General features: G+C 65.7%; 12 protein-coding genes and 1 pseudogene. 11 read left to right on the top strand and 2 right to left on the bottom strand.

All coding sequences use genetic code 11. The features are described 5' to 3' along the window. Positions 1 to 103 precede the first annotated feature (103 nt). Positions 104 to 1,249, bottom strand: a complete 1,146-nt coding sequence (locus ACTHQS_RS11500; protein WP_440168827.1) for a carboxylate-amine ligase — start codon at positions 1,247 to 1,249, stop codon at positions 104 to 106. A 302-nt stretch (positions 1,250 to 1,551) separates the two neighbouring features. On the opposite strand from ACTHQS_RS11500, the gene ACTHQS_RS11495 reads away from it, so the two are divergent. From ACTHQS_RS11495 to ctaD, 6 genes are all read left to right on the top strand, one after another. After that, a complete protein-coding gene (locus ACTHQS_RS11495; protein WP_440168825.1) occupies positions 1,552 to 1,809 on the top strand; it encodes a hypothetical protein in 258 nt (85 codons plus the stop codon). Positions 1,810 to 1,913: 104 nt separating this feature from the next. Next, the gene (locus tag ACTHQS_RS11490) at positions 1,914 to 2,045 is read left to right on the top strand and encodes a hypothetical protein (RefSeq protein ID WP_440168823.1); all 132 of its coding nucleotides are present in this window, start codon (positions 1,914 to 1,916) and stop codon (positions 2,043 to 2,045) included. 77 nt (positions 2,046 to 2,122) lie between these two features. After that, complete coding sequence (locus ACTHQS_RS11485; RefSeq protein WP_440168821.1) at positions 2,123 to 2,845, top strand: VIT1/CCC1 transporter family protein; 723 nt, start codon at positions 2,123 to 2,125, stop codon at positions 2,843 to 2,845. Between the two features lie 47 nt (positions 2,846 to 2,892). Further along, entirely contained in the window at positions 2,893 to 3,378 is a 486-nt protein-coding gene (locus ACTHQS_RS11480) for a hypothetical protein (RefSeq protein WP_440169096.1), read from the top strand. A 168-nt stretch (positions 3,379 to 3,546) separates the two neighbouring features. Continuing rightward, entirely contained in the window at positions 3,547 to 4,419 is an 873-nt protein-coding gene (ctaC, locus tag ACTHQS_RS11475) for an aa3-type cytochrome oxidase subunit II (RefSeq protein ID WP_440168819.1), read from the top strand. A gap of 14 nt (positions 4,420 to 4,433) precedes the next feature. Beyond that, positions 4,434 to 6,188 carry an aa3-type cytochrome oxidase subunit I gene (ctaD, locus tag ACTHQS_RS11470; RefSeq protein ID WP_440168816.1) on the top strand — a complete coding sequence of 585 codons (1,755 nt, stop codon included), beginning with the start codon at positions 4,434 to 4,436 and terminating at the stop codon, positions 6,186 to 6,188. Between the two features lie 119 nt (positions 6,189 to 6,307). Here the strand turns inward: ctaD and ACTHQS_RS11465 are convergent. Then, positions 6,308 to 6,747 (bottom strand): annotated as a pseudogene (locus ACTHQS_RS11465) (DUF2243 domain-containing protein). 272 nt (positions 6,748 to 7,019) lie between these two features. Between ACTHQS_RS11465 and ACTHQS_RS11460 the strand changes: the two are divergent. From ACTHQS_RS11460 to ACTHQS_RS11440, 5 genes are all read left to right on the top strand, one after another. Continuing rightward, positions 7,020 to 8,168 (top strand): zinc-dependent alcohol dehydrogenase, encoded by a 1,149-nt coding sequence (locus ACTHQS_RS11460; RefSeq protein ID WP_440168813.1) that lies wholly within the window; start codon positions 7,020 to 7,022, stop codon positions 8,166 to 8,168. A gap of 13 nt (positions 8,169 to 8,181) precedes the next feature. Further along, a complete protein-coding gene (locus tag ACTHQS_RS11455; RefSeq protein ID WP_440168810.1) occupies positions 8,182 to 8,760 on the top strand; it encodes a hypothetical protein in 579 nt (192 codons plus the stop codon). 180 nt (positions 8,761 to 8,940) lie between these two features. After that, on the top strand, positions 8,941 to 9,996 hold the full coding sequence (locus ACTHQS_RS11450) for an iron ABC transporter substrate-binding protein (RefSeq protein WP_440168807.1): 1,056 nt from the start codon (positions 8,941 to 8,943) through the stop codon (positions 9,994 to 9,996). A gap of 4 nt (positions 9,997 to 10,000) precedes the next feature. Further along, positions 10,001 to 11,590, top strand: a complete 1,590-nt coding sequence (locus ACTHQS_RS11445) for an ABC transporter permease (RefSeq protein ID WP_440168805.1) — start codon at positions 10,001 to 10,003, stop codon at positions 11,588 to 11,590. Beyond that, complete coding sequence (locus ACTHQS_RS11440) at positions 11,587 to 12,744, top strand: ABC transporter ATP-binding protein (protein ID WP_440168803.1); 1,158 nt, start codon at positions 11,587 to 11,589, stop codon at positions 12,742 to 12,744. Before ACTHQS_RS11445 ends, ACTHQS_RS11440 begins: the two co-directional genes overlap by 4 nt. The last annotated feature ends 91 nt before the right edge of the window (positions 12,745 to 12,835 follow it).

The following is a 12,835-nucleotide window of genomic DNA, read 5'->3' as shown; positions in this document are numbered from 1 at the left end:
ACCAGGGGCAGCCGGCTCCATACAAGGCCCAGCGGGGACCAGCATGATGATTCTTTCGGTATACGCCGGGGGGTGAAGGGGGTCAAGGGCCAGCCCGTGTCACTTACGAGGCGGAGACGGTGCAGTTGGCCGCGTCCTCCACTACCCGCTCCAGGTCCCCGGTGCGGTGCAGCACCTCCATCTGCCGCACGGCGCCGGTGCCGCCGGCCAGCAGCCTGTCCATCAGTTCCTCCACCCGCTGCAGGTCACCCATATCCTCCAGCGCCCCCCGGACGTGGTGCAGCAGCGAATTCACGACGGCGAGCGCGGGCGCCGGGCGGTGCGTTTGGGGATCCAGCAGCTCACCGCGGAGGCCCCACCGGCTTGCTTTCCAGCCCGCCAGCCTGAGCAGGGCTGACGGGACGGACACTGGTTCGATCCCCTCCCGCCATTCCCTGGCGGCGGTTTCCACCAGGCCCCGGGCGATTCCCGCCAGCAGCACGGTGTTTTCCGGGCGCAGGCAGACGTCGGCCACACGGATTTCCACCGTGGGGTAGTGCCGGGAGAGGCGGGCGTCGAAGTAGATCATGCCCTCGTCCATGGCCACGCCCGTACTCACCATGTCATGCACCAACTGGTGGTAGGAGTCCGGGGTGCCCAGGAGTTCCAACGGCCCGGCGGACGGCCAGCGGTTCCACACTTGGGAGCGGTAGCTCGCGTAGCCGCTGTCCTCCCCGTGCCAGAAGGGGGAGTTGGCACTCAGCGCGACGAGCACCGGCAGCCAGTTCCGCATCCGGTCCAGCACGGCCACGGCTTCCTCCGGCGACTCCACCGAGACGTGGATGTGGCAGCCGCAGGTGAGCTGTTCCCTGGCAGTCAGCCCGTACTCCTGCATCATTGCCCGGAACCTCCGGAGCTGCACGGGATGGGGATCCGCAGGAAGGGGCGAGGTTCCCAGCGCGGCCACCCTGACGCCTACGTCCTCGGCTGCCTGGTGGGCGATGGCCCGTCCGGCCACGATGTCCTGCTGGAGTTTTGCCAGGGTGGCGTGCGGCGGGCTGACCACCTCGATCATTTCCTGCTGGAACTCTGCTGTCAGGACGGGCCCGGCTGCGGCCTCCAGCGGACGGACGTAAAGGTCCAGGAGGGCTCCTGCCAGCGGCACGGCTTCCCCGGTTCCTGGATCCACCAGGAGCAGCTCCTCCTCGATGCCGAACGTCCGCCTGCCCGGACCCGCGCCGCCGGTGCCGTCATTGCCGTAGGTGTCCATCGTCGTCGTCCCCTATCCCTTGCATCGTTGCAAGTTCCTTCCAGCCGCAGGCAAGTGCGATCCATCCTGTTGCCCTCTATTCGTCGGCGGAAGGAAACAATAATAAGCATCCTTATTAACGGGTGGGAAGAGTGCCCCCGGGCGGCGTCCGGGGCAAGCCCGTTGTACTTCAGCCCTACCCGCAGGTAGATTTGGACTGTGACGGGCGCCATACCCGTCCTCCCCGGCCCTTCTGCAAAGGCCAAGGGAGCAGCTGCTGTAGCCCAACGGCAGCGCATTATGCAAGAGCGAAAGAGCCAAGCATGTCGGCCTCGCATTTCCAACAGTTCCTTAATGAAGCAACCACGTCCGAGCCCTCCGGCGATTCTCCCCTGGGCCCTGATTGCCTTTACGGTCTTTATGTCAGTTGGGCGGCCCTGCACGGCCTGGCTCCCAAACCCGACCAGGCGTTCCGTGCCGGGATGCTGCGCTGCGGCGTGGATGTCCGGGACTCCAAGCTCCGGATGGCCGGTCCCGCCGCGGCCGACTACATCCTCAGCAGCTACCCCGCCGTCGCCTGATGGGCGGGCATTCCGGGAGCCGACGCCGGGACACGTGCGACGTATTGGTCCACGATGGCCACTACGTCCACTGCGGGCAGGTGATGACGGCGAGCGGAGCCGAAATGCGGAGCATCCACGGCACCTATGGCCAGGTGCCGGAGATCCTCGGCGTGTACCTGGCCACCAGGGTGCTGCGCTGCGCGTGCGGTTTCCAAATCGAGATACCAGACCAGGAGAGCCCTGCCCCCTGCTGAGCCCTGTCGCGGCCCTCCGCTGTTAGGGGATGCAAACCTTTGTGGCACAGGGGGCCGCGCAGTGCTTTACTGCCAGCATGTCTGAAACCCTTAAGCTCAACCGCAACGAGCCCCACGACAGCAGCGTGGCAGCCCGCCTGAACTGGCTGCGCGCCGGCGTACTGGGCGCGAACGACGGCATCGTCTCCGTCGCGGCAACCGTGGTGGGCGTGGCGGGCGTGACCAACGACCTCGCTCCCATCCTGGTGGCAGGCACCGCAGCGGTGGTGGGCGGGGCCGTGTCCATGGCACTGGGGGAATACGTCTCTGTCAGCAGCCAGAGTGACAGCCAGCGCGCGCTGATCGAAAAGGAACGCCAGGAGCTCCGGGACGATCCCGAGGGCGAACTTGACGAACTTGCCCACATCTACCAGGCGAAGGGGCTCAGCGAAACTACGGCCCGGACTGTTGCCGAAGAGTTGACGGCGAAGGATGCATTGAAGGCGCACCTGTCCGCCGAACTGAACATCGACGAAGAAGAAGTGGTCAGCCCCTGGCACGCCGCCTTTGCCTCCGCCATCGCCTTCACCGTGGGCGCCATCCTGCCCATGCTGGCCATCATCTTCCCGCCCGAGGAAGCCCGCATCCCGGTCACCTTCGTTGCCGTCATCCTGGCGCTCGCGTTGACCGGCACCATCAGTGCCAAAGTCGGCGGAAGCTCCAAGCGGAAGGCAACAATCCGGCTGGTGGTGGGCGGTGCCCTGGCCATGGCCTTCACCTTCGCGGTGGGAAGCCTGCTGGGCACCACCGGCATCGCCTAGCAGCCCTGTATTCGGCCCACCCTCTATTGTTCAGGAGCGTCCACTTGGTGCAAATCGGCGGCCTGCCGGCCCACATTCTGTTGATTCACGGCGTGGTGGTCCTGGCCCCGCTGTCCGGGGTTTTGGCGGCGGTTTTCGCGCTTATCCGCCGCAGCAGGCGCTACTTGGCCTGGCCCTTGGGAATCCTGGCACTGCTGCTGGTCCCGCTGACCGTGGTCACGGCGGAAGCAGGGGAACAACTGGAGAAGGCAAAGCCGGCATCACAACTCATTGAGGACCATGCACATCAGGGAAGCTTCCTCCGGTACGTTACGCTCCTGTTCCTGATCGTGGTGGCAGCACAGATCGGCGCCGCCTTCCCGTCAATCCTGACCCGCCGGCCCGCGTTCCGCGGCCTGGCCCCGCTTCTGGAATCCCGCTGGCTGCTGCCTGCCACCTCGGTGCTGGGCGTCCTCGCAGGACTGATCCTGCTCTACCAAAGCATCGCCACCGGCCACTCCGGAGCCGCATCGGTCTGGGCCGCCACCCGGTAGCCGCCGCCGCTGGTTCCTGCATCGGCCCGGACGCCGTAAAACCTCTTCCCATCGACATCCTCCGCGCGTAGGGTGGGGCACACAACCGCTGGTCCCCGGGCCAGTGGTGGGCTCATACAGTCGGGCTTCTGGAGCATGCCGGAGGGACCACAGGTGGGTAAAAGACCATTGCGAAACCACAGCTGGCGGCGCTTCGCAGCGCTGGCCGCAGGCGTTCTTACCCTGCCCGCGCTGACGTCCTGCTCCGACCTGGTGTCCCGCGGTTTCCTTCCCGGAGCCCGTGACACCACCAACAATACGGAGCTGATCACGGACCTGTGGGTCAACTCCTGGATCGCTGCGCTGGTGGTTGGCATCATCACCTGGGGGCTGATGATCTGGGTCATCGTGGCCTACCGGCGCAGGAAGAACACCGTGGGGTTCCCGCCGCAATTGAGCTACAACCTCCCCCTTGAAGTCTTCTACCTGGCCATCCCGCTGATCGTCATCGGCGTCCTGTTCGTCTTCACGGACCGGGAACAGCGGGCCATCGACGAGCGCTACCCCAACCCGGACGTGGTGATCGATGTCTTCGGCAAGCAGTGGTCCTGGGATTTCAACTACGTCAAGGAGCAGGTCCACGAGGACGCCGGACAGCAGGCCCACCTGACCGGTGACTGGGGCGCCCCGGACCGGCTGCCCACCCTCTACCTGCCCGTGGGAAAGAAGGTGGAACTGCATCTGCAGTCCCGCGATGTGCAGCATTCCTTCTGGGTGGTGGATTTCCTGCAGAAGCGCGACCTCTACCCGGGCCACGAACAGTACAACCCCTACATCAGCATCACCCCCAACCGCACCGGCGAGTACATGGGCAAGTGCGCCGAGCTCTGCGGCGAATACCACTCCGAAATGCTCTTCAAGGTCAGGGTGGTGACCCAGCAGGAGTATGACAGCCACATCGCCGACCTCAAGGCAAAGGGCAACACCGGCAACCTGGGTACCGACTTCGACAGGTCGCCGATATCAGCTCCTGCACCCCAGGTCCTGGAACCAGCACAGTAAAGGACGGCACGGTCATGACCACCACAGGCCAGAGAATGGGCGGAACCGCGGCCACCGCGGCACCGGCAGTGGTCCGGCGCCCCAAGGGAAGCATCGTCGTCAACTGGATCACCTCCACCGACCACAAGACCATCGGCTACATGTACCTGATCTCATCCTTCGTCTTCTTCTGCGCGGGCGGGGTCATGGCGCTGCTGATCCGTGCCGAACTCTTCGAGCCCGGAATGCAGATCCTGCAGACCAAGGAACAGTACAACCAGCTGTTCACCATGCACGGCACCATCATGCTGCTGATGTTCGCCACCCCATTGTTCGCCGGGTTCGCCAACGTGATCATGCCGCTGCAGATCGGCGCGCCGGACGTGGCGTTCCCCCGCCTGAACGCGCTCGCGTTCTGGTTCTTCCTCTTCGGCTCCACCATCGCGGTGTCAGGCTTCATCACCCCGCAGGGCGCCGCGTCCTTTGGCTGGTTCGCCTACGCACCTTTGTCCAACACCACGTTCACCCCGGGCATCGGCGGTGACCTGTGGGTCTTCGGCCTTGCGCTGTCCGGCTTCGGCACCATCCTGGGGTCGGTCAACTTCATCACCACCATCATCTGCATGCGGGCCCCGGGCCTCACCATGTGGCGGATGCCCATCTTTACCTGGAACACGCTGGTCACGGGCATCCTGGTCCTGATGGCGTTCCCGCCGCTGGCAGCCGCCCTGTTCGCACTGGGTGCGGACCGGAAGTTCGGTGCGCACATCTTCGATCCCTCCAACGGCGGTGCCATCCTGTGGCAGCACCTGTTCTGGTTCTTCGGGCACCCGGAGGTGTACATCATTGCGCTGCCGTTCTTCGGCATCGTTTCGGAGATCTTCCCGGTGTTCAGCCGCAAGCCGCTGTTCGGCTACAAGGGCATCGTGTACGCCACCATTGCCATCGCGGCCCTTTCGGTAACGGTGTGGGCCCACCACATGTACGTCACAGGCGCGGTGTTCCTGCCGTTCTTCGCGTTCATGACCATGCTGATCGCGGTGCCAACCGGCGTGAAGTTCTTCAACTGGATCGGCACCATGTGGGGCGGGTCGCTGACCTTCGAGACCCCCATGCTCTGGAGCATGGGGTTCCTGGCCACATTCCTCTTCGGCGGCCTCACCGGCATCATCCTGGCTTCGCCGCCCATGGACTTCCACGTTTCGGACACCTACTTCGTGGTGGCACACTTCCACTACGTGGTGTTCGGCACCGTGGTGTTTGCCATGTTCGCCGGGTTCTACTTCTGGTGGCCCAAGTTCACCGGCACCATGCTCAACGAGCGCCTCGGCAAGATCCACTTCTGGATGCTCTTCTTGGGCTTCCATGCCACGTTCCTGATCCAGCACTGGCTGGGTGTCCTGGGCATGCCCCGCCGGTACGCGGACTACATGCCGGAGGACAACTTCACCTTCATGAACCAGTTCTCCACCTTCGGCTCTTACCTGCTGGGCGCGTCCCTCATCCCGTTCTTCTGGAACGTGTACATCACCTGGCGGGCAGGGAAAAAGGTAACGGTGGATGATCCGTGGGGCTTCGGGGCTTCACTGGAGTGGGCCACGTCCTGCCCGCCGCCGCGGCACAACTTCACCTCGCTTCCCCGCATCCGGTCCGAACGCCCAGCCCTGGACCTGCACCATCCCGAGCTGAGCGTGCGGCTCCACCCCTCAGAGGATGCACCAGCGGAAAGCGTTCTGGGGGCTGCCGATATCGGCGAGCACGACCTCCACGACCCCAACCCGAATAAGTAGCGGGGCTGCTTTTCGAGCCGCACCGCACTTTTCGAGACGCAGAAACCCTGGCGCTACGTAAATTCGGGCAGCGCCAGCGTTTTGTGCAGCGCCAATATTTCTGCGCAGCAGACGAGGTCTTAGGGCAGCGCCCGCTTCGGGCTGGTTGCAGCACGCCGGTACAGCAGCCAGCCTGCAATGGCCAGCACTACGCTCAGGCCCAGGAACCCGAGGTCCCAGGCAAGCGGGCCGCCCAAGTCGTCGCGCACATGGTGGATCCCCAGGAGTTGGTGGTCCACCAGGCCTTCCACCACGTTGAAGGTGCCCCAACCAGCCAGGACCAGCCCCACCTGGAAGGCCAACTCGGGGACAGCGCGCCGTTCCGGCGCGCTCTGATCGTGAGAAGTGCGGAGGCCGCGACCAAGGCCCACATGGCGCCGTGAAATACGCCGTCGGCCAGCGTGTTCAGCTCCAGCCCCTGAACGGTCTTGGGATCGCCGGACGGAGTGTGGGTGAGTATGTGGTGCCACTGCAGGAGTTGATGCAGGACGATGCCGTCCACGAATCCGCCCAGCCCCATCCCCAGCAGGAACGCGGGCCCGACGGCGGCACGGGAGTTGGCAGCGCCGGTGACGGCAGTCCCGCTGCTTTCGCTGGACATCCTTTTCCCTTCGGCCGTTGTACCTTTCCCCATGCTCCTACCCGGCGTCGTCCGTCCCAAGCGCCCGAACCCACCCTTGACCTCATTCCCCGCGGATGGAAGCCTGTGAGGATCGCGGTGGGCCTCAAGCCACGGGGTTTTGTTCCTGCCAGGGGCACACCCACTGCCGGCCAACCACAGAGGCGGCACGAATGCGAGCCATGGTGTACCGCGGTCCTTACAAGATCCGGGTCGAAGAAAAAGACATTCCCAAGATCGAGCATCCCAACGACGCAATCATCCGGGTGACCACCGGGGCGATCTGCGGATCGGACCTGCATCTCTACCACGGCATGATGCCCGACACCCGGGTGGGCACCACGTTCGGCCACGAATTCGTGGGAGTGGTGCACCTGGTGGGCTCCTCGGTGCAGAACCTGATTCCCGGCGACCGCGTGATGGTTCCGTTCAACGTCTACTGCGGCTCCTGCTGGTTCTGTTCCCGCGGCCTCTACTCCAACTGCCACAACGTCAACCCGAACGCGACGGCGGTGGGCGGCATTTACGGCTACTCCCACACCTGCGGCGGGTACGACGGCGGCCAGGCGGAGTTCGTGCGGGTTCCGTTTGCGGACGTGGGGCCCAGCAGGATTCCGGACTGGATGGATGAAGAGGACGCCGTGCTGCTCACCGATGCCCTCCCCACCGGGTATTTTGGCGCGCAACTGGGCGACATCGTGGAAGGCGACACCGTGGTGGTGTTCGGCGCCGGGCCGGTGGGCCTGTTCGCTGCCAAGTCGGCGTGGCTGATGGGCGCGGGCCGCGTGATCGTCATCGACCACCTGGACTACCGGTTGGAGAAGGCCCGCAGCTTCGCCCACGCCGAGACGTTCAACTTCGCGGAGTACGACGACATCGTGGTGCACCTGAAGAAGGAAACCGACTACCTGGGCGCCGACGTCGTCATTGACGCCGTGGGGGCCGAGGCGGACGGAAACTTCCTGCAGCACGTCACGGCGTCGAAGCTGAAGCTCCAGGGCGGCTCGCCCGTGGCGCTGAACTGGGCCATCGACGCGGTCCGCAAGGGTGGAACGGTGTCCGTGGTGGGCGCCTACGGACCCGTCTTCAGCGCCGTCAAGTTTGGCGATGCCGTGAACAAGGGGCTCACGCTGCGAATGAACCAGTGCCCGGTGAAACGGCAGTGGCCGCGCCTGTTCGAGCACATCCGGAACGGGTACCTGAAGCCCAGCGACCTGGTGACGCACCGGATCCCGCTGGAGCACATTGCCGAGGGATACCACCTGTTCTCGGCCAAGCTGGACAACATCGTCAAGCCCCTCATCATCTCCACCACTGCCTGAAAGGGAGCGCAGCATGACTGAACCGGCAACCCCGTACACGGCAGGCAAGCCAGCCACCCCCGATGCGTCCGTGGCACTCCGCGCCCGGATCCCGGGCTGGGGCGTGGACCTTGACCCGAAGGACCGCCCGTCGTTTCCCAGGGAACAGCCCGGCATCGCTACCGGAGCACACTGGAAATTTCCGGACCGGCAGCCCGAGGAACAGCCCCGGGAACGGTCAATCGAGCACGCCATGCTGACACCCGTCTTTGGCACCTCGGTCCCCCTGAGGGGTGCCTCCGGTGTAATCCGGCGGTATGCCTACGGGCGGTTCAGCGAAGGCCGGGCCGCGCACTGGCTGCTGCTGATTGCCGCGGACCGGGTGGATGCCTGGGAGAACCACCTGAAGTCCCTGGCCTCGCTGCGTCCCGACAATCCCATTACCGAAACCGGGATCGGCAGCGAATTTTCCGGCAACGGATTCACGTCCCGGACCGGGAACCGGGTGGACGTCAACCACTCCTGGATGGACCCGGTCATCGTTGCCGGGCCGTGGGTTCTGGCGGGGCTGGCAGGTGCGGCAGTGTTCCGGGCCGTCCGCCGCCGCGTCTGAGGGTTCAGTAATTACGTCACGCCACAGTGCCGTAATTGATGTGAACCTCGTCACTTAAAGCGCTTTCCGGCTTGGAGCTTAGGTATGCCTACCCTACAGTTTCCTGACATAGGCAACATTTGTGTTGCCGAATAGGACTTAGGTTCAAGCAGACTTTTTTCCCCACCGAAAGCAGCCTCAATGAAGATCCGCAACAGCGCGCTGGCCGGCATCGCACTCGCCGCCACCGCAGCCCTTGGCCTGACCGCCTGCGGCGGCGGCACCCCTGCCGGCGGCACCTCCCCGTCCGCCTCCAACGGCGCCGCCTCCGGCGAGATCACGGTCTACAACGCCCAGCACGAAAGCCTCACCAAGGAATGGGTGGACGCCTTCACCGCGGAAACCGGCATCAAGGTGACGCTCCGCCAGGGCGACGACACGGAAATGTCCAACCAGATCATCCAGGAAGGCCAGGCCTCCCCGGCGGACGTGTTCCTGACCGAGAACTCCCCCGCGATGACGCAGGTTGAGAACGCCGGCCTGTTCGCGGACGTCGACAAGGACACCCTGGCCCAGGTCCCCGCCGAGTTCTCTCCGTCCACCGGGAAGTGGACAGGCATCGCAGCCCGCTCCACCGTGCTGGTGTACAACAAGACCAAGCTCACCGAAGACCAGCTCCCCAAGTCCATGCTGGACCTGGCCAGCCCGGAGTGGAAGGGCCGCTGGGCTGCCTCGCCCACCGGCGCCGACTTCCAGGCGATCGTCTCAGCCCTGCTGGAACTCAAGGGCGAGTCCGCCACCGAGGACTGGCTGAAGGCCATGAAGGACAACTCCAAGGCCTACAAGGGCAACAGCACGGCCATGAAGGCTGTCAACGCCGGTGAAGTGGATGCCGCCCTCATCTACCACTACTACTACTACGGCGACCAGGCCAAGACCGGCGAGAACTCCAACAACGTCACGCCGTACTACTTCAAGAACCAGGACCCGGGTGCGTTCCTGTCCGTCTCCGGCGGCGGCGTGCTCAAGTCCTCCAAGAATGCTGCCGCTGCGCAGGCGTTCCTGAAATTCATCACGGGCAAGAAGGGGCAGGAAGTCCTGAAGAACGGTACGTCCTTCGAGTACGCCATCGGCTCCGATGTGCCCGCCAACGACAAGCTGGTTCCCATCAAGGACCTGCAGGCTCCCAAGGTGGACGCCGCCAAGCTCAACTCCCAGAAGGTCAGCGATCTGATGACCCAGGCCGGACTACTCTAATTCCGTGACCTCCGATCTATCGGCTCCGCCAAAGGCGGGCACGACGACGGCGGGCCGGGGCAGCAGCCCCCGCCCGCCTTTCGGCGTTTCCGCGGTGTCCGTCCTGGCGGTGCTGATCGCCCTCTTCTCCCTCGTCCCCCTGGGGTACGTGGCCTACATGACGGTGGCAACCGGGTGGGATACCGCCGTCGGGCTCATCCTGCGGCCCCGCGTGGGCGAACTGCTGCTGAACACCCTGTTCCTGATGGCCGGCACCATCCCGCTGTGCCTGCTGCTTGGCGTGGCAGGAGCCTGGCTGGTGGAACGGACCAACCTGCGCGGCCACCGCGTCTGGGCCGTGCTGCTGGCCGCCCCGCTGGCCGTCCCCGCGTTCGTGAACAGCTACGCCTGGGTGTCCGCCATCCCGTCGCTGGGCGGCCTGGGCTCCGGGATCCTGATCTCCACCCTGTCCTACTTCCCGCTGGTGTACATCCCGGCGGCCGCCACCCTCAGCCGGCTGGACCCGGCCATCGAGCAGTCCGCAGCCGCGTTGGGGCTGGGCGCCTGGCGGGCCTTCTTCCGGGTGGTGCTTCCCCAGCTGCGGATCGCACTTACGGGCGGCGGGCTGCTGGTGGGGCTGCACCTGCTCGCCGAATACGGCGCGTTCGCCATGATCCGTTTCGATACCTTCACCACCGCGATCATGACCCAGTACCGGTCCACGTTCAACGGGGCCGCCGGGAACATGCTGGCCAGCGTGCTGGTGTTCTTCTGCCTGCTCCTGCTGCTGGCGGAGGTCCGCAGCCGCGGCACCGCCCGGTACGCCAGGATCGGATCGGGAGTCCAGGCCAAGGCGCTCCGTCTCCCGCTGCACGCCTACCAGGTCCCGGGCCAGGTCTTCCTGCTGTCCCTGACGGCGCTGGCGTTCGGCCTCCCCCTGTACTACGTGCTCAAGTGGATCGTGGCCGGCGGCGCCGGGGTGTGGACCGCCGCCGAGTTCCTTCCCGCGCTCCTGGCCACCTTCGGGTACGGGCTGGCCGGTGCCGCCGCAACCATCGTGGTCGCCTTCCCCATGGCATACCTGGCGGTCCGGAAGCCCGGCTGGTTCAGCAAGTCCCTGGAACTGTCCAACTACGTCACCAGCTCCATGCCCGGCATTGTGGTGGCCCTGGCGTTCGTCACCGTCAGCATCCGGCTTGTGCCCGGGGTCTACCAGACGGCCGGGGTGCTGGTGGCGGCCTACGTGCTCCTGTTCCTCCCGCGCGCGCTGGTAAACCTTCGGGCCGGGCTGGCGCAGGCCCCCAAGGAACTCGATGAGGCGGCCCAGGCGCTGGGCAAGCCCCCGTTGCTCGCCTTCATCAGCGTCACCCTGCGGCTCACTGCCCCCGCCGCCGCCGGCGGCGCGGCCCTGGTATTCCTGGCCATTGCCAACGAGCTGACCGCCACCTTGCTCCTGTCCCCCAACGGCACCAAGACGCTGGCCACCGAGTTCTGGAGCAAGAGCAGCGAGATCGATTACGCCGGCGCCGCGCCTTACGCCCTGCTGATGATCCTGCTTTCCGCCCCCATGACGTATCTCCTCTTCCAACAGTCCAAGAAAGTAGCCGGACAGTGACAGCACCATCAACCCGCAGGCTGCCCGAGCCCCGGGTGGCAGCTTCGGTGGCAGCAACCACCAACAGCCACCTGCAGATCACGGACGTCACCAAGAACTTCGGATCCCAGGCGGTCCTGAGGGGCGTCAACCTGTCAGTGGCCAAGGGCGGGACCACCGCGATCGTGGGGCCGTCCGGTTCCGGCAAGACCACCCTCCTGCGCTTGATCGCAGGCTTCGAGCACCCGGACACCGGGACCATCTCACTCAACGGCACCACCGTGGCCGGCGACGGCGCGTGGCTTCCGGCTCACAAGCGGCAGATCGGGTATGTGGCGCAGGACGGTGCCCTGTTCCCGCACCTGAATGTCGGCCAGAACATTGCCTTCGGCCTGAATCCGGCCAGGCTCGACGGCGGGCGCCGCGCCGTGAACGCCCGCGTCGCGGAGCTGCTGGAAATGGTGTCGCTTGATCCGTCCATGGCCAAGCGCCGGCCGCACCAGCTTTCGGGCGGCCAGCAGCAGCGGGTTGCCCTGGCCCGGGCGCTTGCCCGCGAACCGGAGCTGATGCTCCTGGACGAGCCGTTCTCCGCCCTGGATGCGGGCCTGCGCGTTGCCACCCGCCGCGCCGTGGCCAAGGTCCTGGCCGAGGCCGGCGTCACCACCATCCTGGTCACCCACGACCAGGCCGAGGCCCTCTCCTTCGCGGATCAGGTGGCGGTGATGCGCGGCGGCAAGCTGGCCCAGATCGGCAACCCCTTTGTGGTCTACACCCGGCCCGCGGACCGTGCCACCGCCGAGTTCCTGGGCGACGCCGTCATCCTGGACGCGTGGCTGGAAGGTACGCTGGCCACCTGCTCGCTGGGCGCGATCCCCGTGCGCCGGCCCCCGGCGCAGGGACGCGTGCAGCTGATGCTGCGGCCGGAGCAGATCCGCATCGCCGAGGATGGCCCCATCCGCGGCGTGGTGGTGGACACTGACTACTTCGGCCCTGAAACCACCGTGCGGCTGAAGCTGAACGTGCCGAAGGAAGTGGCGGAACACACGGACCACCGCTATCCGGGCGGCGGGGAAGTCATCACCATCCGGCACTGGAACGCCTCGATCGCACGGCCGGGAATGGAGCTGTGCCTGCGGGTGGTGGGCGAAGCCGTCGCGTTCCCCATGGACGAGTAAGCCTCTTCAGCCACAGGCGTCACAGAAAAAACATGGGGCCGAAACACTGCCGCAACCTCTCCACGGCAAGCTGTGCTTACGGGGATACAAC

This window comes from Arthrobacter sp. SAFR-044 (assembly GCF_051965175.1).
Classification (GTDB): Bacteria; Actinomycetota; Actinomycetes; order Actinomycetales; family Micrococcaceae; genus Arthrobacter.
The sequence above is the reverse complement of the archived record's forward strand: the minus strand, read 5'-3'. Positions and strand labels throughout refer to the sequence as shown.